General features: G+C 67.9%; 24 protein-coding genes. 14 read left to right on the top strand and 10 right to left on the bottom strand.

Features of this window, described 5'->3' with window-relative positions:
* The first annotated feature begins 62 nt into the window (after positions 1–62).
* The 10 genes from A3ES_RS0105180 to A3ES_RS0105225 all read left to right on the top strand — a co-directional run bounded on the left by A3ES_RS0105180 (position 63) and on the right by A3ES_RS0105225 (position 8,279).
* Entirely contained in the window at positions 63–947 is an 885-nt protein-coding gene (locus tag A3ES_RS0105180) for a PHP domain-containing protein (protein ID WP_020385721.1), read from the top strand.
* A complete protein-coding gene (locus A3ES_RS0105185) occupies positions 944–1,561 on the top strand; it encodes a MarC family protein (RefSeq protein ID WP_020385722.1) in 618 nt (205 codons plus the stop codon). The genes A3ES_RS0105180 and A3ES_RS0105185 overlap by 4 nt, the downstream gene beginning before the upstream one ends.
* Before the next feature lie 107 nt (positions 1,562–1,668).
* Positions 1,669–2,478: an alpha/beta fold hydrolase gene (locus tag A3ES_RS0105190; protein ID WP_020385723.1), complete on the top strand. Its 810-nt coding sequence runs from the start codon at positions 1,669–1,671 to the stop codon at positions 2,476–2,478.
* Positions 2,475–3,644: an alpha/beta fold hydrolase gene (locus A3ES_RS51020; protein ID WP_020385724.1), complete on the top strand. Its 1,170-nt coding sequence runs from the start codon at positions 2,475–2,477 to the stop codon at positions 3,642–3,644. The genes A3ES_RS0105190 and A3ES_RS51020 overlap by 4 nt, the downstream gene beginning before the upstream one ends.
* Positions 3,645–3,756: 112 nt before the next feature.
* On the top strand, positions 3,757–5,337 hold the full coding sequence (locus A3ES_RS51025) for an HNH endonuclease signature motif containing protein (protein WP_237744858.1): 1,581 nt from the start codon (positions 3,757–3,759) through the stop codon (positions 5,335–5,337).
* 318 nt (positions 5,338–5,655) lie between these two features.
* Complete coding sequence (locus A3ES_RS0105205) at positions 5,656–6,408, top strand: hypothetical protein (protein WP_020385726.1); 753 nt, start codon at positions 5,656–5,658, stop codon at positions 6,406–6,408.
* Positions 6,405–6,716, top strand: coding sequence for a hypothetical protein (locus tag A3ES_RS0105210; RefSeq protein ID WP_020385727.1), 312 nt, complete (start codon positions 6,405–6,407; stop codon positions 6,714–6,716). The genes A3ES_RS0105205 and A3ES_RS0105210 overlap by 4 nt, the downstream gene beginning before the upstream one ends.
* Positions 6,717–6,732: 16 nt before the next feature.
* Positions 6,733–7,044 (top strand): hypothetical protein, encoded by a 312-nt coding sequence (locus A3ES_RS51030; RefSeq protein ID WP_020385728.1) that lies wholly within the window; start codon positions 6,733–6,735, stop codon positions 7,042–7,044.
* Positions 7,045–7,227: 183 nt separating this feature from the next.
* Positions 7,228–7,968 (top strand): nucleotidyltransferase family protein, encoded by a 741-nt coding sequence (locus A3ES_RS0105220; RefSeq protein ID WP_157630340.1) that lies wholly within the window; start codon positions 7,228–7,230, stop codon positions 7,966–7,968.
* On the top strand, positions 7,965–8,279 hold the full coding sequence (locus A3ES_RS0105225; protein ID WP_020385730.1) for a hypothetical protein: 315 nt from the start codon (positions 7,965–7,967) through the stop codon (positions 8,277–8,279). The genes A3ES_RS0105220 and A3ES_RS0105225 overlap by 4 nt, the downstream gene beginning before the upstream one ends.
* On the opposite strand, the gene A3ES_RS0105230 is transcribed toward A3ES_RS0105225, so the two are convergent.
* The 3 genes from A3ES_RS0105230 to A3ES_RS0105240 are packed head-to-tail and all read right to left on the bottom strand — an operon-like array spanning position 8,256 to position 10,850.
* Positions 8,256–9,230 (bottom strand): ABC transporter ATP-binding protein, encoded by a 975-nt coding sequence (locus A3ES_RS0105230; RefSeq protein WP_020385731.1) that lies wholly within the window; start codon positions 9,228–9,230, stop codon positions 8,256–8,258. The two genes, A3ES_RS0105225 and A3ES_RS0105230, sit on opposite strands and share 24 nt — an antisense overlap.
* A 2-nt stretch (positions 9,231–9,232) precedes the next feature.
* The gene (locus A3ES_RS0105235) at positions 9,233–10,060 is read right to left on the bottom strand and encodes an ABC transporter permease (RefSeq protein ID WP_020385732.1); all 828 of its coding nucleotides are present in this window, start codon (positions 10,058–10,060) and stop codon (positions 9,233–9,235) included.
* Positions 10,053–10,850 (bottom strand): ABC transporter permease, encoded by a 798-nt coding sequence (locus A3ES_RS0105240; protein WP_020385733.1) that lies wholly within the window; start codon positions 10,848–10,850, stop codon positions 10,053–10,055. Before A3ES_RS0105240 ends, A3ES_RS0105235 begins: the two co-directional genes overlap by 8 nt.
* A gap of 270 nt (positions 10,851–11,120) precedes the next feature.
* On the opposite strand from A3ES_RS0105240, the gene A3ES_RS0105245 reads away from it, so the two are divergent.
* Both A3ES_RS0105245 and A3ES_RS0105250 read left to right on the top strand, forming a co-directional pair.
* Complete coding sequence (locus A3ES_RS0105245) at positions 11,121–11,627, top strand: RNA polymerase sigma factor (protein WP_157630341.1); 507 nt, start codon at positions 11,121–11,123, stop codon at positions 11,625–11,627.
* Complete coding sequence (locus A3ES_RS0105250) at positions 11,624–12,706, top strand: hypothetical protein (protein WP_020385735.1); 1,083 nt, start codon at positions 11,624–11,626, stop codon at positions 12,704–12,706. Before A3ES_RS0105245 ends, A3ES_RS0105250 begins: the two co-directional genes overlap by 4 nt.
* A gap of 170 nt (positions 12,707–12,876) precedes the next feature.
* On the opposite strand, the gene A3ES_RS51035 is transcribed toward A3ES_RS0105250, so the two are convergent.
* Both A3ES_RS51035 and A3ES_RS0105260 read right to left on the bottom strand, forming a co-directional pair.
* Entirely contained in the window at positions 12,877–13,881 is a 1,005-nt protein-coding gene (locus tag A3ES_RS51035; protein WP_020385736.1) for a winged helix-turn-helix domain-containing protein, read from the bottom strand.
* A gap of 125 nt (positions 13,882–14,006) precedes the next feature.
* Positions 14,007–14,864 carry an alpha/beta fold hydrolase gene (locus tag A3ES_RS0105260; protein ID WP_020385737.1) on the bottom strand — a complete coding sequence of 286 codons (858 nt, stop codon included), beginning with the start codon at positions 14,862–14,864 and terminating at the stop codon, positions 14,007–14,009.
* A 149-nt stretch (positions 14,865–15,013) separates the two neighbouring features.
* Here A3ES_RS0105260 and A3ES_RS0105265 point away from each other — a divergent pair, with 149 nt between their 5' ends.
* Positions 15,014–15,763, top strand: coding sequence for a ParA family protein (locus tag A3ES_RS0105265; protein WP_020385738.1), 750 nt, complete (start codon positions 15,014–15,016; stop codon positions 15,761–15,763).
* A gap of 112 nt (positions 15,764–15,875) precedes the next feature.
* Here the strand turns inward: A3ES_RS0105265 and A3ES_RS0105270 are convergent, their stop codons facing one another.
* Both A3ES_RS0105270 and A3ES_RS0105275 read right to left on the bottom strand, forming a co-directional pair.
* Positions 15,876–16,847, bottom strand: coding sequence for a DUF4349 domain-containing protein (locus A3ES_RS0105270; RefSeq protein ID WP_237744859.1), 972 nt, complete (start codon positions 16,845–16,847; stop codon positions 15,876–15,878).
* Between the two features lie 146 nt (positions 16,848–16,993).
* Complete coding sequence (locus A3ES_RS0105275) at positions 16,994–19,099, bottom strand: DEAD/DEAH box helicase (RefSeq protein ID WP_020385740.1); 2,106 nt, start codon at positions 19,097–19,099, stop codon at positions 16,994–16,996.
* Between the two features lie 405 nt (positions 19,100–19,504).
* Between A3ES_RS0105275 and A3ES_RS0105280 the strand changes: the two genes are divergently transcribed.
* Complete coding sequence (locus A3ES_RS0105280) at positions 19,505–20,179, top strand: ferritin-like fold-containing protein (RefSeq protein WP_020385741.1); 675 nt, start codon at positions 19,505–19,507, stop codon at positions 20,177–20,179.
* 120 nt (positions 20,180–20,299) lie between these two features.
* Here the strand turns inward: A3ES_RS0105280 and A3ES_RS0105285 are convergent, their stop codons facing one another.
* The 3 genes from A3ES_RS0105285 to A3ES_RS0105295 all read right to left on the bottom strand — a co-directional run bounded on the left by A3ES_RS0105285 (position 20,300) and on the right by A3ES_RS0105295 (position 21,758).
* Positions 20,300–20,575, bottom strand: a complete 276-nt coding sequence (locus tag A3ES_RS0105285) for a hypothetical protein (protein ID WP_020385742.1) — start codon at positions 20,573–20,575, stop codon at positions 20,300–20,302.
* A 168-nt stretch (positions 20,576–20,743) separates the two neighbouring features.
* On the bottom strand, positions 20,744–20,971 hold the full coding sequence (locus tag A3ES_RS0105290) for a DUF3107 domain-containing protein (protein WP_020385743.1): 228 nt from the start codon (positions 20,969–20,971) through the stop codon (positions 20,744–20,746).
* 157 nt (positions 20,972–21,128) lie between these two features.
* Positions 21,129–21,758: a TetR/AcrR family transcriptional regulator gene (locus tag A3ES_RS0105295; protein WP_020385744.1), complete on the bottom strand. Its 630-nt coding sequence runs from the start codon at positions 21,756–21,758 to the stop codon at positions 21,129–21,131.
* Between the last annotated feature and the right edge of the window lie 8 nt (positions 21,759–21,766).

Genomic DNA, 21,766 nt, shown 5'->3' on the forward strand with positions numbered 1-21,766 from the left:
CGTCGCCCGGCCCGGATAGCATCACTGCTGACAGTTGTCCAGAGAAGGGATCCCGATCACTCGTGCGCATCGACCTGCACACCCATTCGAACCGCTCGGACGGCACCGATCCGGTCGACGTCCTGATCGCGCATGCGAAGCGGGACGGGCTGGACGTGATCGCGCTCACCGATCACGACACGGCCGACGGCTGGGGCGAGGGTCGGCGGGCCGCCGAGGACCTCGGGATCGGCTTCGTGCCGGGGATCGAGATCTCCTGCAAGCTGAACGGCATCAGCGTGCACCTGCTCGGGTACCTCCTCGACCCGTCGTACCAGCCGCTGGCCGGCGAACTGGCCACGGTCCGTGACGGCCGGACCGACCGGATCCCGTCGATCGTTGCCCGCCTCAACGGCATGGGCGTCGCGCTGACCGTCGACGAGGTCCTCGCCCAGGCGACCGGGACGCCGTCGGTCGGCCGCCCGCACGTCGCCGACGCGCTGGTGGCCAACGGTACGGTCGCGGATCGCGGTGAGGCGTTCGACCGGTTCCTGGCCGACGGGCGCCCCGGGCACGTCTCGCACTACGCGATCGAGCCCGGCCGTGCGATCGACGTCGTCCGCGCGGCCGGCGGCGTACCGGTGATCGCTCATCCGTGGGGCCGGTCCAGCTACAAGGTGATGACCCCGGCGACGATCGCGCGCCTGGTCGCCGATCACGGACTGGCCGGAATCGAGGTCGACCACCAGGACCACTCACCGCAGTCCCGTACTGCGTTGCGCGCGATCGCGCAGGAGCTCGGCATCATCTACACCGGCTCCAGCGACCACCACGGGGTGGGCAAGATCGACCACGATCTGGGCGTCAACACGACCGAGCCGGAGCAGTTCGAGCGGCTCCTCGAGGTCGCGAAGGCGAACGCGGCGGCCGCCGCCGACGCGACGGTGCCCGAGGCGTACCTGCCGTGAACGACGTCATCAACCTCTCGCTGCTCAGCTCGGTCTTCGTCACGCTGTTCGTGATCATGGACCCGCCGGGCACGGTGCCGGTCTTCATCTCGCTGACGGCGGGGCAGTCGCGCACGGTACGGAAGAAGGCTGCCTGGCAGGCGGTGCTGGTCGCGTTCGGCGTGATCGTCGTCTTCGCCATCTTCGGCCAGCAGATCCTGAGCCAGCTCCACATCTCCCTGCCCGCGCTGCAGTGTGCGGGCGGCCTGCTGCTCCTGCTGATCGCGCTGCAGTTGCTGACCGACACGGCCGAGGACCCGGTCCAGACGAAGAACGTGAACATCGCCTTCGTGCCGCTCGGTACGCCGCTGCTGGCCGGTCCGGGCGCCATCGTCGCCACCATGGTTTTCGTCCAGCGCGCCGACGGGGCGCTGCCGGACGTGGTCGCGATCTCGGCCGGGATCGTGCTGATCCACGTGGTGATGTGGCTGACCCTGCGGTTCTCCGGGCTGATCATGCGGCTGCTGGGCGAGAACGGCGTCCTGCTCGTCACCCGGATCGCTGGTTTGCTGCTCAGCGCAATCGCAGTACAACTGGTCGCGGACGCGGTGACAGACTTCATCAAGGCAGGCTGACCTGACGCTGCCCGGGATGCCGACTCAAGGCACCAGCTGAGATCAGCTGGTGGCTCGTGCCAGCCGGATGTGCGTGGCGTACCAGCGGGAGCCAGCACTCTGGTGCCATGAGTGTGAAGACTGCCGGCCGGGCGGCCGTGCCCGGCGCAACGCTGTACTACGAACTGTCCGGCAGCGGTCCGATCCTGCTCCTGATCGCCGGGGGAGACGCCGACGCCGGCGTCTTCGACGGCATCGCGCCGCAACTCGCCGCGCAGTACACAGTCGTCGCCTACGACCCCCGCGGCAACTCCCGCAGCCCATACGACGGCGACCCGGTCGACGAGCGCGTCGACCTCGCCGCCGAGGACGCCCTGGCCGTACTCAACGCAGTCGCCGGCCGCGCCCCCGCACACGATGACGAACCGGCGTACGTGTTCGGCACCAACTCCGGCGCGATCACCGCGATGGAGTTACTGATCCGCCATCCCGACCGCATCCGCCGGCTGATCGCCCACGAACCACCCGCCATCGAATTGTTGCCAGACGCAACCGAAGCCCGGGCGTTCTTCCGCTCGGTGCACGACGTCTATCAGCGGGAGGGACGGACGGCTGCCGACCGGCTGCTCCTCGACGCTCAGACGCCGGACCTCCGTGAGGTGAGCGAGCCCAACGGCGACGTCTTCTACGCGCACAAGCTGCTGCCCTTCAGCAGCTACGTTCCGGACGTCGCCGCGCTGGTCGCCCTCGAGGACAAATTCGTACCGGCCGTCGGCAGCGAATCCTCGAAGATCCTGCCGTCCGATCCGATCCTCGCGCTGGCGGACCGCGTCGGCTGGAACGTAATCGCCTTCCCCGGCGGACAACGGGGCTACAGAACTGATCCGTACGAGTTCGCCACCCTGTTGCGACGGGTGCTGACAGGAGACCTGCGATGACCGCGAAAACCCTGAACAAACTCCCCGTCCCCGGCGCCACCCTGCACTACGAGGTAACCGGCTCCGGCCCCATGCTCCTCCTGATCCCCGACGGCGACAGCGACTCCGCCGCCTTCGACACCATCACCGGCAAACTAGCCGCCCAATACACAGTCACCACCTATGACCCCCGAGGCAACGCCAGAAGCCACACCACCCCACCCACCAGCCACCACCCCACCTCCCCCCGGTACACCGCCGACCCACCTAGCACCCAGCCCAACGACGAGCCCGCCTCTGTCCCACCCGCCACCCGGCACACCGGTGAGCCCGCCCCGGCCCTGCCCGCCACCGGGTACGCCGGTGCCCCGCCCAGCACCCGGCCCGACGGCGAGCCCGCCCCGGCCCTGCCCGCCACCGGGTACGCCAGTGCCCCGCCCAGCATCCGGCCCGACGGCGAGCCCGCGCCCGTCCCGCCCACCACCCGGTACACCGGTAACCCACCCAGCGCCCCGCCCAACGACGAGCCCGCCTCTTTCCCGCCCGCCACCCGGTACGCCGGTGACCCGGTCGCAGTGTCCACTCTCGATGCGTTGGCGCTGATCGACCTGATCTCCCCGACCGCCCCGGCCTTCGTCTTCGGCACCGGCGCCGGCGCGATCACCGGGCTCGACCTGATCACCCACCACCCCGACCGCGTCCGCCTGCTCGTCGCCCACGAACCACCGTGCATCGACCTACTGCCAGACGCCGCCGACGCACGCGCCTTTTTCGAGGACGTCCACGACACCTACCGCCGCGAAGGCGTCGCAATGGCGCAACTCCTGTACGCCGGAGGCACCGGCCTCGACGAGGACGACCTCCCCGCCCCCGAGGATCTGCGCCCGGAGTACCGCGAGTTCCTCGACCGAACAACCGCCAACGCCGAAACCTACTTCGCCGGCAAACTCCTTGCCTTCATCAACTACCACCCAGACCTGACCGCCCTGGCCACCCACGCCACCAAGATCGTCCCGGCAGCCGGCCGCCAAGCAGCCAACCACCTCCCGGCCCGCCCCATCGCAATCCTGGCAACCCACCTCGGCTGGCCAGTAGTAACCTTCCCCGGCGCCCACCCCGGCTACGCCAGCCACCCAACCCCTTTCGCCACCCTTCTAGCCCAGGTCCTGGAGGCCGAACTCACCTAGCCCCACCAGTAATCCTACTGCTTTCCCGCGTTTCCTGAGTGTGAGGTTTTCCCTTGTGGATAAGGGGATTCCGGCCCAGAAACTGTCGGTGACCTCGTCTAGTCTTAGCGGTATGGACAGGCGTGCGGCGGTGTTGATGAGTGGCAGTGAACTGCTGTCGGCTTATGACGCTGTGCATGAGCAGGTCGCCGAACTGGAGGCCTACGGTGCCGAGTTGCTGGGCAGGATGGAGGAGACTGGTCATGCGAAGGAGATCGGTGCCACTGATACCGCGCGGATGATCGCGGTCCGGTACCGGTTGGATGCGGCCGAGGCGCACCGCCGGGTCAAGTTCGCCAAAGCCTTGGGCAAGTACGCCGCGGTCGCTGCGGCGCTGCCGAGTCCCGGCAGCACCGACAGCACCGGCACCGACAGGGACAGGGACGGTGCTGATGGTGTGGTGTTGCATATGGGGCAGGCGCGGGCGATCGTGTCCGCGCTGGAACAGCTCCCGGCCAGTGCGGGTGTGTCGGTCGAGGAGCTGGTCGAGGCCGAACGGGGCATGGTGCAGGCCGCCCGGCACATGTCGCCCAGTGATCTGCAGGCGATGGGTGTGCAGGTCCGCAACATCTTGGACACTGACGGCCCTGAGCCGCGCGAGGACGCCGCCCGCCAGCGTGAGGACCTGTGGTTGAAGAAGACCGAGGACGGCGTGAGGTTCGGTGGCACTCTGGCCGCCGAGAACGCCGAACTGCTGCAGACTCTCGTCCAGGCCGGCGCCAAACCTCACAAGACCGTCGATGGCGACCCTGATCCCCGCTCTCGCGGCAAACGCCAAGCCGACGCCCTGGTGGACGTTCTGAACATCGCGGCCGGTACCGGTGACCTGCCGACCCGGGGCGGGATCAAGCCGCACATCACCGTGATGATCGACCTGGACGACCTGATCCAGGCCGGGAAGAACACCACCGGCGACCTCACCTTCGGCCACGGCCTGTCCGCGAGCGCGATCCGGCGGCTGGCCTGCGACGCCGGCGTGATTCCCGTCGTGCTCGGCTCCGACAGCCAACCATTGGATGTCGGCCGCGAGGCCCGGTTCGTCACCGATGGGCTGCGCAACACCCTGAACCAACGCGACCGCGGCTGTGTCGTGTGCGGCGCCCCACCGATCTACTGCGACGCCCACCACCTCACCTCGTGGCTCGACGGAGGCGTCACCAGCATCTCGAACCTCGTGCTGCTATGCCGCGTCCACCACACCGCCTTGCACGACGGCCACTGGACCATTCAGCTGGTCGACAACCAGGTTCAAGTGTCTCGCCCCACCTGGGCCGACCCGCCACCGCGCAGTACCCGACAACCCGCACCGCCCAGCCCACCGGCAGCCGCACACCCCACGCCGCCGGACGCTGACACCCGCACCACTACCGACGACGCCGCACCCACGGACGCCACCACCGCACCCGCACCCACCACCGCCGACACAGCACCCGCGGCGACCGACACCAACACCTGCACCGCCCCCAACGCCGACGGCGCCACCGCGTCGCCGACTAACGGCACCAGCAATTCACCCGCAGCCGCCCGGACCTGGCCGCACACCGGCAACGTCCCCTGGATGACCCCCGAGGAAGCCGCAGCCCTCAACCCCTGGGGGGACAGCACCGACACTCCCTCCCGCACCGACGACCCATCACAAGCCCAGCCAGCCTGAATGAGGCGACCGAATGGCCCCTGCCAGAGAACACGGGCAAGATGCCATCGACAGCAGAACCCAGTACTCCCGCCTCCGCTTGAGCTCATCTCGATGGCGTCGATCCATTGGCGGCCGCAGCGCGAACAACCACTGGCAACCTCCAAACCTGCAGGCGACTTATCCACAGATCTGAAAGCCCACCCCACCGGCCTGCTCTGCCTCACTACGGTCGAACCACCGACCGAAGCAGGGGAAGACATGCCGCCCGGCCAACCAAGCCTCGAAGGAGTACCAGAACCGCTGGAGCTGCTTCACGCCTTCGCCAGGAGCGGGGTGGTGGACTGGGATAGCAACCTGCCCTCGGCTGCTGAGATCGCCGGACGGCAAGGGACTATGGCCGCCGAGCGGAGCCTGCGGCTGCTGGAACGCGCGGTTGTTACTGAGCCCCGCGTCACCTCCGAGTTCTGCGCCGCAATCGGGCCGGCTGGATCCGCCTATCAGCTTGGTTCCAGGATCAAGTCGCCCGAGTCGCTGGCACGAAAGCTCCGGGACGGCCAGCGGTCGGGCCGGGAACTGCCACCCGATGATCTTCTCCGCTACACGGTGCTCACCCAGCATCCGGACTCGCTCGTCGCCACGACCAGGCAGACCACCGACGAGCTCAGCCGAGCAGGTTGGCGGATCACGTATGCCATGCAGTCGTACACCGAAGGCTCGCGATACAAGGGGATCCACACCTACTTCGTGACTCCGTCTCAGGACAGAGTCGAGGTGCAGTTCCATTCGCTCGCATCGGTGAAGGTCAAGGAAGCGACTACGCCGTACTACGAGATCGAGCGCAGCGCCGGCGCAACGTTGAGTCAACGCAAGGCGGCGCGGATGGAGTGTGTATGGCTGTCCGCCACTCTCGCTGCCCCGCGAGGCATCGACAACCTCAAGGTGTTGGACGGGATGCGCGTCGAAGTCAACAACTACAGTGACTCCCGGCAGCAGACGAAGTCGAACTCGTCGGGCAAGGCGGCAGCCGCCGGGCGCCCGAGCGTGAGTCAGACACCGACAACGACCAGAAGTGACGGGGTTCAGCGATGAAGCTCTACCTGGTGAAAGAGCGCGACCGAATGGTCTGGGTGGCCGCACTGGCCGATGAAGTGATGTACAGCTACGTGGCCAACACCGGCAAGTTCCACGATAATCTTGCCCTGCGCAACGATTTCTACATGGAGCGCCACTTCACCTACACCGAGATCGGCAGCGCCCAAGCACAACGCCTGATCGACACCGGCCTCGGCCACCTGGACGAAAACGCCTACACCGAAGCCTTGGCCGAATGGCGCGCCGACCCCAAACCTCTCGACCCTACCGAAGTCCTCTCTATGGCCGCTGGCTTCAATCCCTGAGTGGCGGGATCAGCCGATGAAGCTCTATCCGGTCAAAGACGGGGACGAGCCGGTCTGGGTGGCGGCATTGGCGCACGAGACGATGTACGGCTACGTGCCCAATACCGGCAAGTTCCACGACAACAATGCCTTGCGCAACGACTTCTACATGGAACGTGACTTCAGCTACGAGCCGATCGGCAGTGCCGAAGCCCGCCGGCTGATCGATGACGTGCTCACACCCTTCGACGAAGAGGACTTCGACGAAGTACTCACCGAGTGGCGCGCCGACGCCAAGGCTCTCGACCCTGCCGAAGTCCTCTCGATGGCGGCTGGCTTCAATCCCTGAGTGGGTTATCCACAGATCTGAAAATCCACCCCACGGGGCTGCTCTGGCTTACTACGGTCGAAGTATCGACCGAAGTAGGGGGAACAGATGCCGCCCACCCCAGGAAGTCTGGAAGAGGTGTTGGAGCCGGATGAGTTGCATGCGCGGTTTTCGGCGCATCGTGAACTCGACTGGGGAGATCCGGTGCCTTTGAAGAAGGAGATTGCGGAGGAGTTCGGGGTGGCGGCGACGGTGCGGAGCCTTGCGATGCTGGCTGAGGTTTGCGAGGTGGAGCGTGTGGTGACTGAGGACCTCGTTGCTGCCGTACGGCCGGGGACTGTCGCGTACCAGTTGGAGTCGAGGGTGAAGTCTCCGCAGTCGCTTGCGCGAAAGCTCAACAAGGCAAGCACCTATCGGTCGACCTTGCCGCAGCCGGAGGATCTACTGCGCTACACGGTTGTAGCGCCAGAGCCGGATGACCTGGTTGAAGCGGCCGGTGACACGGTGGAGGCGCTCCGGTCGAGAGGCTGGGCTGTGGAGTCGGCGCATCACTCCTACGCCGGCGGCAGCAGGTACAAGGGGTTGCACGCCTTCCTGCGTACACAGGGCGTTCTCGTAGAACTTCAGATCCATTCTCGCGAGTCGATCGACGTCAAGACCCAGACGACTCCGCTGTACGAGGTCGAGCGTGATCCGCGGCAGGACAAGGAAGCTCGCGTCGGTGCCCGCGACCAATGCATCGCCCTTTCGGATGGAATGCGTCAGCCCGCCGGGATCGACGGGCTCCGCGAGCTCGGCGGCGTACCGGTGGCGGTCAGAAGCTACGGTAAGTCGCGCGGGGGACCGGCGGCACGTCCCGACGCCGGGAGGTCTCCGGCAGAGACTGGTCCGGCGCCCCAGCAGCAAACGACGAATGCCGAACATCGAAAGGGGATGTCGCGATGACAAGGCTCTTCCTGGTCACCGAGGATGGGGAGCAGATCTGGGTGGCGGCCCTGATCGATGAGGACATCTGGACCTATGTGCCGAACACCGGGCGGTTCCATCGCAACGACGGCTTGCGGCACGACTTCTTCATGCTCAACGAGTTGGAGTACGCCGAGATCGGGCTCTCGGAAGCTCGCCGCCTGATCGCCGCCGGCGTCGGGACAGTCACCGGGGAGTGGCGGGCGGACGCCCTGGAAGCCTGGGAACAGGACCGCGAGGCGTTGACCCCCGAAGTCGTGTTCGCCTCACATATCGCTGACCTCGCTTGACCGGTGGGGTGTGGCGTAGAGGCGGGCGATGATGGATTCGATGGTGGGGTCGGAGATGGAGAGGTCTACGAGGGGGTAGGAGGCGGCGATCTGGGCTACCAGTGGGGCGGCGCTGGTGGTGGGTGGGAAGGTCAGGTGCTGGCGGGGGCCTTCAGTTTTGGTGACTGTGGTGCCGGGGATTTCGATCGGGGGGAGGGAGGTGGCCAGGTCGACGATCAGGGTTCGGGGGGCCGACTGGCTGGCTCTCAGGCCGGTGAGGGTGCCGTCGAAGACCTGGTGGCCGTGGTCGATGACCATCACCCGGGAGCAGAGGGCCTCGATGTCGTCCAGGTCGTGGGTGGTGAGGATGATCGTGGTCTGGCGTTCCTTGTTGACCTGGGCAAGGAATTCGCGCAGCCGGGCCTTGCTGATGATGTCCAGGCCGATCGTCGGTTCGTCCAGGTAGACGATCTCCGGGTCGTGCAGCAGCGCCGCCGCGATGTCGCCGCGCATCCGCTGACCCAGCGACAGTTGCCGCACCGGTACGTCGAGCAGGTCGCCCAGATCCAGCAGTTCCACGAAGGTCGCCAGGTTCTCCCGGTGCCGGGCCCGCGGTACGCCGTACATCTTCTGCAGGACCGCGAAGGAGTCCTTCAACGGCAGGTCCCACCAAAGGGTCGTGCGCTGCCCGAAGACCACCCCGATCCGCTTGGCCAGCTTGAGCCGGTTGCGGGACGGGTCGACGCCGGCCACCCGGATCGAGCCGCTGGTCGGGACCAGGATGCCGGTGAGCATCTTGATCGTGGTGGACTTGCCCGCGCCGTTCGGCCCGATGTAGCCCATCACCTCACCGGGTTCGACGGTGAAGGACAGCCCGTCGACCGCGCGCACCTCCCGCCGGGTACGCCGGAAGCCGGTGCGGCTCGACACGGTGAAGGCGCGGGACACGTTCTCCAGTTCGATCACGGACACTGCTAGCTCCCTGTACTGCGGTAGCGACGGAGCCCGCCTCGCCAGGCCAGCGACGCCAGCGCGATCATCGCGATGGCGACCAGCGGCGCGAGCAGGCCGATCCAGGACGGCAGCCCCAGCGGGGCGGGTTTGCCCAGCACGTAGAGCACCGGGTAGTAGTTCACGAAGGCGAGCGGGACGATGAAGGTGACGGCCCGGACGACGTCCTGGCCGAAGATCACCAGCGGGTACTGCGTCAACTGCTGTCCGCCGTAGGTGAACGAGTTGGACAGCTCGGCAGAGTCGATCGCGATGAACTGGAACGCGGCACCGAGCACGAAGATCGCACCGAAGATGATCGTTCCGGTGATCAGCGACAGCCCGAGAACCAGGCCCTTGGCAACGGTCCAGTCGAGCTCGGTACGGGACAGGGCGACGGCCAGGATCAGCCCGGCCTGCAGCGGCCGGCCGACCCGCCGCAGCACGAAGTCTCCTGCCACTGCCTGGAGGAAGGCGGGCACCGGGCGAACCAGCCAGACGTCCAGTTCGCCGGTCCGGATCCGTTGCCCGACCTGGTCGATCGACCCGGTCAGCAGGTTCGCCAGCCCGAGCGTCATCGATGCCGTGCCGTAGAGGATCGCCATCTCGCCCAGACTGAAACCACCGAACGACTTGAGATGGCTGAACATCAAGAACACGGCGGCGAAGTCGGTTCCGGTGATCAGTACGCCGGTCAGCACGGTCAGCGCGAACGACAACGGATAGGCCAGCCCGGACCGCATCCACATCATCACCAGCAGCCAGTACTGGCCGGGCCATCCCAGGGCTCTCCGCAGCGCCGATTCATCCACCGGCGATCACCACCTTCCGCGTCGCGAAGTACGTCGCCAGCTGTCCGGCCAGCACCAGAATCAGGATCCAGACCAGCTGGAAGGCCAGCGCGGAACCGACCCCGCCCGGGTTCCGCCCCAGCCACACATCGATCGGCACCTGCAGAGTCGCCGCCCACGGAGTGGCCCGGGCGACCTCGCCGATCCAGCCGGGAAACAGCACCAGTGGCAGGGTCGATCCGGAGAAGAACAGCGACATCGCCATCGCCAGGTTCGCCACTCCCCGCGAGTCGGTGATCCAGAACCCGGACAGCGCGACCAGGTAGCGGACCCCGAAGCTGACCGTGATCCCGAACGTCACCGCGACCGCGACCGCCAGCCACTGCAGCGCCGACGACGGGAAGTTCAGGTTGAACACGAGCGCCCCGACCAGCAGCGGAGCACCACCCCTGAACAGCAACTGAAAAGCGGCCCGGCCCGCGTCGACGGAGAGCCACCACAGCATCAGGTGGGTCGGCCGGTACAGGTCCACCGCGATCTCGCCGGTACGAACCCGCTCGCCGAGCTCGCCCGTCGTGGTCGCGCCGAAGATCCCCACCGGCAGCAGCAACCCCTGCTGTAGCCAGACGAAGGTGAGCGCGTCGGACACGTCGTACCCGCCGAGGCCGGGCCGTGCTTCCCACAGGGTCAGGTAGACGCCGCAGAAGATGAAGCCGAACACCGTGTTGGTGAAGGCACCGGACAAAGTGGCGATCCGGTACGTCGAGAACCGGCGGAACGACCGCACCGCGATCGCCCAGTAAACGCCCACCGCAACCTCCTTTCGAACAACGTGAGTGGTGTCCGAAAGGGCCAAGCGGCACGCAGAACCGCCCCCGATCCAGCCAGACCGGGGGGTTCGGACACCACTATGGCGGCATGCGAAATCATGCCGTTGTCAAGACAGGAGTCGGACCGTACGCCGGGCCGCCGCGTACCGTCAACTCGATTACGGGCCATGACTTGGCGTGCTGAGCCTCGTTGACTTGCGGGAGGGGCCCAACCGAACGACTGGTTTCGGGGTAGACAAGGTATGCCGACGATGACGGATGAGCCAGTGCCGGCGCACGCCTCACCCGGAGACGGGGCGGGGTTCGTCGACTGGGTGCGGCCGCACCTGCCGGCGATGGCCAGACTGGCGGCGCGCCTCGCGGTCGGCGCCGACCGCGACGACATCGTCCAGGAGGCGCTCGCGCGAGCGTGGACGAAGCGGCATCAGTACGACGGGACGCGGGGGACCGCGTCGTCGTGGCTGCTGGCGATCACCGCGGACCAGGCCCGTAAGGCGGTCCGGCGATTGCGGCCGGTCGCGGAACTCGCGGATCACGACGAGGCGGTCGCGCGGCCGGATGTCGAGGCGCGCGTCGACGTCGACCATGCCCTCGACGAACTGTCAGCCCGGCAAAGGCTCGCGGTCGACTGCTACTACTTCGCCGACCTGTCGATTGCCGACACCGCGGCGGTGATGGAGTGCTCCGAGGGCACCGTCAAATCAACTCTTTCCGACGCGCGGGCCCGCCTGCGCTCCTTGCTGGAGGTCAGCGAATGAACCCGACCGACAAGGTCGACGACCTGCTGGCGAAGGCCGGCGCCGAGTGGCGCGCGGGCCAGCCATCTGCCCCCGAACCGGATCTCGACCGCATCACCGGCGCCAAGACGAGCGCACAGAAAAGGCGCCGCTGGGTGGTCCCTGCCCTGGCGGCGGCGAGCGTGGCCGCCATCGCGACCGCCGCTCTGATCGTCCTGCCGGACGGCCAGGAGCCGACAGTCGCCCCGCCACCGAACACCAAGGCCGTCCCGACCCCGATGACCGCCGGAGGCACCGTCCAGGCCGGGAAGCCGAGCCCCGACGACCTTCTGGTCCGCAACGGCGACCGGGTAGAGGTCAACGGTGGCATCATCGCGGCACCAGGGCAGCAGCCCGTGTACTGCCCAAGCCGTCCGGTAATCGCGATCGGCTACCCGCCGGGCAAAGAGCCCGCGCCGAGCTGCCCCGCGGAGTACGCGGTCAAGCTCACCGGTCTCGACCTGGACCGGTTGAGCCTGAAGACCACCAAGGGGGTCCGAAGCGGAGTCGCTCACCTGGTCGGGATCTGGAACGACAAGACGATCAAGGTCGAGGAGCAGAGTGCCTACCGGCCGCCGGTGCAGGCACCCCTCCCGCCCTTGCCCTGCGCCGCGCCGCCCGGCGGCTGGCCGTCGCGACCGAGCAACATGTTGACCCAGCGGGTACAGAACTTCCTCGACGCCAAAGCCGATCAGATCTACGGCCCGATCACCTTCTATCCCAACGGCCACAGCCGGAAGGCACCAGTGGTGTTCTCGATCGGGGTCGCGCACGGTGACCTCGAGGCCTTCCGTAAGACGTTCGAGACCATCCACGACGGCAACCTCTGCCTGCACCCGGTGAAGCTCAGCCGGACCGAGAACGAGCGGATCGGCAACGCCGTCAGCACAGTGATGCAGAAGCGCAAGGACCTCGGCATCTACAGCGGTGGCGGGCAGGGCTTCGACGGTGACCGGATCGGGGTGTCGATGCTGGCGTTCACCGAGCAGGCGAAGTCCGCTTTCGCGCCGGTCGGCCTGGAGTATCTCGACCTCGACGTCGCCGTGAAACCGGTGCGCTGACGGAGTTTGCCAACAGCAACGACCGCGGTGACCTCACCGCTGGGTATCTTTCCAACCGGGCTGAACAGCCCTGGCGCCACGGTCCTGGACCATCGCCGGGCCTGTTGCACCAGGCCGGCGATTTGAAGACGCGCCGGGCAGCAGCTCCCATTCTGCCCGGCGCGTCACCGTCAGCTCAGCAGGTCGACGAGCGCGTCGCCACGAGGAGTGCGCTGGATGCGGACCTCGCGGCCGGCCCGCTGCCGTAGTACGAGACCGGCCGCGGCCAGCTGGCTGCAGTGGTACGTCGCTGTGCTGGGTCCCGCGGTCAGGAGTTCGGCCAGGCCGCCCATGCTGGTCGGGTGGTCCAGCGCGCGAAGGATCGCGGCCCGGATCGGCCCGATCAACAGGGTCAGGCTGTCGGTCGCGGACTGCGGCGAAGCGCCGAGGCGGTCCAAGCCGGGGACGGGATAGCCGAGCCAGGCCCGTTCGGGCTCGTCGAGGTTGAAGATCGAAGCAGCCGACCCGGACACGAGCGGGACCAGCACGATCGGCCGGTCGTCCAGCTCGACCCGGTACGGGTGCCGGTCGGACAGGTAGAGCGTCTCGGCCTGGTACCGGACCCGGTTGCTCAAGTCCGCGAACAGCACATCCAGGCCGCCCGTCACCGCGGCGACCCCGATCCGCTCGGCCTCGCGGGTTCGGAGCGCGCTGGACTGCTGCCAGATCGGCGAGTACGCCTGCCACGCCGCAGACAGCAGCCGGACGTACAGGCCTAGCCACTTCCGTGGCTGCCGGAGCGCGCCCCGCCAGGGCAGCGGAGGCTCCTCGGGCGACAGGAGCTCGACGCCCTCGCTCAGGTCGTCCGGCGACAGGTCCGCGACTCGCGCGAGCTGCTCAGGGACCGGCGAACCGTCGATGCCGAGCGGCGTCAGGCAGGCCGGCAGCAGCGCGCGGGTGCGGTCGAACATCGGGATCACGGCCTGCGCCGCATCGGCAGGCAGCCTGCTTCGCACGCTCCTGATCCAGTCCGGCGCGATGCCCTGGCGCGGACCACCGAGCGCGTCCACCACCAGTGAGATCAGGCTGGCCATCGGCGCGGGTGCCACCGAGACCCGGACCCGATCCAGACTGCCCAGGGCGAGTTCCGTGTGCCGTGGACTGTGCGTCGGCTCGGAGATCACTTCCGCGGTCATGGCGCGTCCCACGAACAGCTCGGCTCGGGCATCAGTAGTCCCTCCGCTCACCATCTTGGACTAGACCAGATTAGGTCTGCCAGGAGGCCATCAGTGGAGAGCTTCGGTTCTGATGGAAACGGTTGTCAGTGCTGGTGAAAGAAGTCCACCAACAGCCGCGCAGTCGCCGCCGGCTGTTCGATCGCGGGGGAGTGAGCGGCATCCGGCACGATCTGAGCCCGTACGCCGAGCCGCTCGGCCATCTCGTCCTGGATCGGCAACGGCCAGCCGTCGTCGGCTTCGCCGTACAGGACCTGGGCGCGTACCCCCGATGCGGCCAGCTTCCCGGTCCGGTCGTCGGAGTCGGTCAGGTGCCGGGTGAAGGCGGCCAACCCGGCCGGCGAGTTGCCGGTGAACCGCTTGCGCAGGAAGGCAGCGATCTCCTCGGCCGGCTGCACGTAGCGGAGTGCCTTGCTGTCGTGCTCCAGCTTGAGGTCGTACACCTGCTCGATCGGCAGGTTGTCCAGCCCGAAAGCGAGCATCTGCAGCCCCTGCACGACCGCCTCGTCGCTGAAGGCGCCCGGACCCGAGCACAGCAGCGTGATCGTCGAGAACACGCTCGGATCCGTGAGCACCGCCTCCCGGGCGACCAGCCCGCCGAACGAGTGCCCGACCAGTTGGCTGTAGCCGCCGAGCGCCTTGCTCATCGCCACGACGTCAGCACCGAGCTCCGGCAGCGTGTACGCCGATGGGTCGTCCGGGCCAGGCGTCTCGAACTGGCCCCGCAGATCCACCGCGACCGCGATCCACCCGTACCGCGCCAGGTGGTCCACCAGTGGGGTGAAGTCCTCCTTGCTGCCGGTCCATCCCGGGACGAGCAGTACCGTGCCTAGCGGCGTACCGATGTCGGGCCTGGCCTGCAGCGTGGCGAAGCTGCCACGATCCGTCTCCAGAGTCGCGGGGCGAACCCCGTCGGGCAGTGTCAGCGTGCGCGGCGTACTCACGAGTCCAAGGTATCCGGTACTGCGGCTCGCTCGGGCGCAGCGTCCCAGCAAGCCGGCCGTCAGGCCGATGATCCTGAGACCTCAACAACACTTTAAGTCAAGGCTCGCCCCGCCGGGCCGGGCGTTTCGCGGTGCGGCACAATGGCCGGGTGCCTCGCACACTCGCGGTTGCCAACCAGAAGGGCGGCGTGGCCAAGACGACCACGGTTGCCTCACTCGGCGCTGCCCTGGCCGAGCTCGGTCAGAGCGTCCTGCTGGTCGACCTGGACCCCCAAGCCTGCTTGACGTTTTCGGTCGGTCTCGACCCTGAGGACCTGGGCAAGTCGATCCACCACGTGCTGCTCGGCGGGGTGAAGGCGCGGGACGTGATCGTGCCCTCCGATGAGGGCCCGGACCTGCTACCGGCGACGATCGAGCTGGCCGCGGCGGAGGCGAGTCTGGCCGCCGAGAGCAATCCCCAGCACCTGGTGCGGACCGCGCTGCGGCCAGTCGTTTCGGCGTACGACTGGATCTTGATCGATTGCCCGCCGACGCTCGGGTTGTTGACGGTGAACGGGCTCTCGGCGGCGACGGATGTGCTGATTCCCTTGCAGTGCGAGACTCTCGCGCACCGCGGCGTCGGCCAGTTGCTGGACACCGTGCACGATGTCCAGCGGCTGACCAATCCAGGCCTCGAAGTGCTCGGCGTCCTGCCGACCCTCTACGACGGGCGCACCACGCACGCGCGGGCGGTGCTGGAGACGATCGCCGAGACCTACGCGCTGACCGTGCTCGCCCCGGCGATCCCGAAGTCGATCCGCTTCGCCGAGGCCCCGGCGATCGGCCAGACCATCCTCACCACCGCACCCCGCTCACCCGGCGCCAAGGCCTACCGAGCCCTGGCCGAGTCTCTGCTCTGACTCCCGGACCGCCGCCACTCACAAACCCCTCGTCAGCCCTGTCTTCGGGTGATGGCTGAGCCTGCGCGAGGGCTGCTGGCTGAGGTTTGTGAGTGGTGGCGGTCCGCGGAGGTCAGGAACCGTCCGGGTGTTTCGGCAGCGGCGGGGTGCTGCCCGGAGTGCCGGCGCCGGCGGTGGCTACCGCGGGGGCCGTCGAGCGGCGGAAGCGGTTGCGGAAGCGCCAGATCGGGTAGCCGATCAGGGCTAGCGCGATCAGGAACGGGAGCATCGCGCCGACGGCCGTCGCGAGTGCGGAGAACGTCTTCGTGAAGGCGTCCCAGCCGTCACGCAGGCCGGACAGGAAGCCGTTGCCCTCTGCCTTGGCGACCTCCGGTTCTTTGCCCTTCTCCGCGAGCGTCAGGGTCAACGTCGCGAGCTCGGTCTGCAGGGCGAGGTTCTTCTGCTTCGCCAGCAGGGCTTCGAGATCGGCCTCGCGCCGGGTCAGTTCGCTTTCCACCGAGACGATCTCGCCGATCGTGTTCGCCTTCGCCAGCAGCGCCCGCATCCGCTCCAGGCTGGCCCGCTGGGAGCCGATCCGGCTGTCGACGTCGATGACCTGCTCGGTCACATCGCTGGACTCCTGATGGATCGCGGTCCGCTTGCCGAGCCCGGACAGCTTTTCGATGGCCGCCTCGTACGACGCCGTCGGCACCTTCAGCACCAGGTTGGCCTTCGTGATCCGGCCTTCGTGGTTGCTGGTGGTGTCCTCGGACGCGACCTGACCGCGCAGGCTGGTGATGACGCCGATCGCCTTCTGGCGCTGGCCGCTGACGTCCTCGTTCTCGACCGCGACGGTCAGCGAACCGGTCTTGATGATGGCCCGGCTGATTGTCGGCTGTGCCGCCGGCGCACCTGCCTTGCCTTCGGAACCTGTCTTGCTGTCTGACTCCGCGTTGCCCTGCGACCCGGGCTTGTCGGCCTGCCGGGGAGCCGCCGCGCCGCTCGTCGACTCGCTGTCGGAAGCGTCCGCACTGCAACCGGCCAGCAGAACGGCCGCGGCCAGGAAAACTCCTGCAACCGCGGCCGATATACGCATCCTCGTCATCGCCACACCTTTCCTCCCACGATGGTTACCGTCGTGGAGAGGACGGCCCAGGGAGGGCGGGTGTTGCGGCCGGCGGTCACCGTTCAGGCACGGAGAGGCGACGAACTGGTCTCGCCGCCGACGGTGACTCGCCGGTTACTGATCGTTCACTCAGGTGAGGTGAAGGTCGGCACGACGACCCCCGCCGCGCTCTTCTTCACCACAGCCTTCTTCGCAGCCGGCTTCTTGGCCGCCGCCTTCTTGGCCGCTGCCTTCTTGGGCGCCTCGCCACTCTCGGCCGACTTCTTGACGGCGGTCTTCTTAGCAGCCGCCTTCTTGGCAGGTGCCTTCTCAACCGCAGCCTTCTTCTCGGCGACCGGCTTCTCGGCGACCGGCTTGTCAGCGGTCTTCTTGGCGACCGCCTTCTTGGTGGCTGCCTTCTTTTCAGCGGCCGGCTTCTCGGCAGCCTTCTTGGCGACAGCCTTCTTCTTGGCAGCCGGCTTCTCGGCGGCCGGGGCCTCAACAGCCGGTACGTCGTTCGCCGGCGCCTCGGCAGCCTTCTTGGCAGTCCGCTTGCGAGTCGCCCTCTTCGCCGGCGCCTGCTCAACCGGAGCCTCAACCGCACCTTGCACAGCCGGAGCTTCAGCCTGCTTAGCCGGAGCCGGAGCCGCTGCCGCTGCCTGCTCAGCCGGAGCCTCGGTCACCGCCTGCTCAGCCGACACAGCACCCGCCTCCGAGGAGTTGGTGCGACGGCGCCGCGTGCGGCTACGAGGCTTGCGATCCGCAGCCGGAGCCTCAGCAGCCTGCGTCGACGACTCAGCGGTCGGCGGTACTGCGGTCTTGGTGGTGACGTCTGCGTCCGACTTCTGCTCAGTCGACTTCTGCTCAGTCGACTGCTGCTCGCCACCCTCGACCGGCTGACCCGACCGCAACCGGCGCCGGTTGCGGTTCGGCCGCTTCCGCGCCGGACGCTCGCCACCGGTCGCGACACCGCTGTCGGCCTTCGGCTCGCTGTCGTGGCTGCGAACCCTGTCCCGGTCGCGATCCCGGTCACCGTCGTGGCTGCGGACCCGATCGCGGTCCCGCTCGCCACGGCGTCCCGACGGCTTGTCCCGGGTCGTCCGCTCCTGCCGCTCCACCGCTTCGCGCGGCGGCTTGATCCGCCCCTTCGCCCCGGTGGGGATGCCCAGGTCGTGGTAGAGCTCGGGCGACGTCGAGTAGATCTCCTGCGGCTCGTCGTACGGCAGGTCGAGCGCCTTGTTGATCGTCTTCCAGCGGACCAGGTCCGCCCAGTCGACGAAGGTGACGGCGATGCCGCTCGCACCGGCCCGGCCGGTCCGGCCGATCCTGTGGATGTAGGCCTTCTCGTCCTCGGGGCAGGTGTTGTTGATGACGTGCGTGACGCCCTCGACGTCGATGCCGCGGGCGGCCACGTCGGTACAGATCAGCACGTCGATCTTGTCGCCACGGAACCGGGTCAGCGCCCGCTCGCGGGCCTGCTGGTTCAGGTCACCGTGGATCGCGGCGGCCTTGAAGCCGCGGTCGATCAGGTCGTCGGTGAGCCGGGACGCCTCGCGCTTGGTCCGGCAGAAGATCATCACCCGGCCGCGGTCGTCGGCCTGCAGGATCCGGGCCACCACCTCGGGCTTGTCCAGATCGTGGGCCCGGTAGACGAACTGGGCCGTCGTCGGCACCATCTGGGTGTCCTCGTGGGACTCCGCCCGGATGTTCAGCGGGTGCCGCATGTGGGTGCGGGCCAGGCCGATCACGGCCGACGGCATGGTGGCCGAGAACAACATGGTCTGGCGCAGTTCGGGGGTCTTGCGCAGGATCCGCTCGACGTCGGGCAGGAAGCCCAGATCCAGCATCTCGTCGGCCTCGTCGAGGACGAGCACCTTGACGTGGCTCAGGTCGAGCACGCCGCGGTTGGCCAGGTCGAGCAGCCGGCCCGGCGTACCGACGACGACGTCGACACCGGCCTTCAGCTGGTCGAGTTGCGGGTCGTAGGCGACACCGCCGTAGATGGTGAGGATCCGCACGGTACGTACGGTGGAGGCGGTCGTGAGGTCCTTGGCCACCTGGATGGTCAGCTCACGGGTCGGGGTGACGACCAGAGCCTGCGGCTTGCCGGGGGCGGCCAGCTCCTCGTAGTCGGCTTCACCGGGGGAGATGGTGCGCTGCAGCAGCGGGATACCGAACCCGAGGGTCTTACCGGTACCGGTACGGGCCTGGCCGATCAGGTCGGTCCCCAGCAGTGCGACGGGGAGCGTCATCTCCTGGATCGGGAAAGGCTCGATGATGTTGACGCGGTCGAGCGCGTCGCAGATCTCGGGCAGAACCCCGAGCTCTCGGAAGGTGGTCAGGCTGATCGCCTCTCACATGCTTGATACGGACAGGTTGCAACAGTGGCCGGGTGGGCGTGGTCTGCCCTACTTTTCACGGCGCGGGACACTGTGCAAGCGGCTCGCACCAGCTGCCCATCTGGGCGCGTCACCGGCGAAACACCGTCCAGTGTAGCCGGAATAGCCGCCACGGCTCGCTTCGTCGCATTTCCACCTCTCACGCTGGAAGGCCGATAGTCTTCGCCGCATGACCGAGCATCGCGAGGGAATCAAACAAGACAGCCCGACTTGGAGCCTCGCGAACACCGCAGCGAAGCGAGGATGTTCGTGAGTGAGATGACGGCCTTTGATGATCCTGCCTACCGGGCCGCTGCGGTGGATCTGCTGGGCGTTCTGGCGTACGGCGAACTGACCGCGTTCGAGCGGATCGCCGAGGACGCCAAACTCGCCCCCACCCTGGACGACAAGGCCCAGCTGGCCCAGCTGGCGACCACCGAGTTCGGCCATTTCGTCCAGTTGCGGGACCGGCTCGTCACCCTCGGGGTGGACCCGATGGACGCGATGCAGCCGTTCGTCACCCCGCTGGACGCCTTCCACGACCACACCGCGCCGTCGGACTGGCTGGAGGGTCTGGTCAAGGCCTATGTCGGCGACGGTCTGGCGAACGACTTCTACCGCGAGGTCGCGGCGTACGTCGATGCCGAGACCCGGGCCTTGGTGCTGGAGGTCTTCGCCGACTCGGGGCAGGCCGAGTTCGTGGTGGACCGGGTCCGCGCCGCGATCGAGGAGGACCCGAAGCTGGGTGGCCGGCTCGCGCTGTGGGGACGCCGCCTGGTGGGCGAGGCGCTCAGCCAGGCCCAGCGGATCGCCGCCGACCGCGATCCGCTCGCGGCACTGCTGGCCGGCAGCGTCGACCGCCCCGGCCTCGACCTGGCCGCGATCGGCCGGATGTTCACCCGCCTCACCGAGGCCCACACCGCGCGAATGAACGCCCTCGGCCTCCAGGCCTGACCCCACCACTCTTACGTCCGAAGAAGTGTCGATGACGTCCCTCGAGTTCTTCGGACGTTAGCGGCAAAGCAGAGCGGCCGCCTGCCCCGAGTGGGGTGGCGGCCGCTGTGTGGGTGCTGCTCAGACTTTTGTTTTGCCGCTGTTGCGTGCCGAGATGATGGCGACGACGACCGCGGCGCAGGCGATCTGGATCAGGTACTGGACCCAGTCCGGTCCGTCGGTGTCCTTGACGTCGAGGAAGTAGGCGATCAGACCACCGATGAAGGCGCCGATGCCGCCGCCGAGGATGGTCCAGCCGAGGCTGATGTTCTGCTTGCCCGGAAGCACGAGCCGGGCCAGCGGCCCGAAGATGACTCCGGCGATGAGGCTGACGATGATCATCCAGACCCAGTACACGGTTCCTCCTAGAGGGGAGTGGCTGACCTGCAGCCGACTGGTGCCCAGTCCTGAAACAGGACCACCGACCGCGCAGGTCTACCTCTCATCGTCCTCGGTTCGTCGCACTCCGCAACCAGGACACGCCACCGTGTCCGGACCGATTCCGAACTCCGGCCCGGATCTGGATCAGATAGCGCCGAAACCGACCTTGCGGATCGAGACCTCGCCGATCTCCACGTACGCCAGCCGGTCGGCCGGGACCAGCACCTTGCGGCCCTTCTCGTCCGTCAGCTGCAGCAGCCCGGCCTTGCCGGACAGCGCGTCCGCGACGGCCTGCTCGACCTCTTCAGGGCTCTGCTCGCTCTCGAGCACCAATTCGCGATTGGCGTGCTGAACGCCGATCTTGACCTCCACGAAACCCTCCCGGGCACGTTCCGACCGGCGGCTCTCGCCGGTACCCGATTCGAGCCTATCCGCTGCGGACCCCGGGTTCTCACCCGTCCGCCCACAGCAGAACCTCCGGCCCGGTCACCGGTGCGGGACGCGGCAGCCCGCAGTACGGGCCGGTTAGTCAGCTCTCGGTGCGGGGGAAGCCGCGGATGCCGCGCCAGGCGAGGCTGGCGACCAGGTCGGCGGCCTGCTCCTGGGCGAGCGTCGGGTTGTCGGAGGCGAGCCAGTACCGCGCGCTCACCTGGGCCATTCCGACCAGGCTGACGGCGAGCACCATCGACTGTTCCTTGTTCAGGCCGGCGTCGGCGCTGATCACCTCGGAACAGGCTTCGGCGCAGGCATGGGTGACCCGGTCGACCCGCTCACGGACGGCGGGCTCGTTGGTCAGGTCGGACTCGAAGACCAGCCGGAAGGCGCCCTGGGCGTTGGCGACGTAGTCGTAGAAGGCGTGGATCGTCGCACCGACCCGCTCCTTGTTGTCCTCGGTCGAGCGCAGCGCCTCCCGGACCGAGGCGACGATCGCCTCGCAGGAGGTGTCCAGCAGCGCCAGGTACAGCTCCAGCTTGCCCGGGAAGTGCTGGTAGAGCACGGGCTTCGAGACGCCGGCCCGATCGGCGATGTCGTCCATCGCGGCGGCGTGATAGCCGTTCGCGACGAAGACTTCCTGGGCCGCCTCGAGCAGTTGCGCGCGGCGGGCCAGCCGCGGCAGGCGGCTGCCGCGCTTGGGCGCAGTCTCCGGTGTCGTCGACACGTCGGGCT

The organism is Kribbella catacumbae DSM 19601, assembly GCF_000372465.1.
Taxonomy (GTDB): Bacteria; Actinomycetota; Actinomycetes; order Propionibacteriales; family Kribbellaceae; genus Kribbella; species Kribbella catacumbae.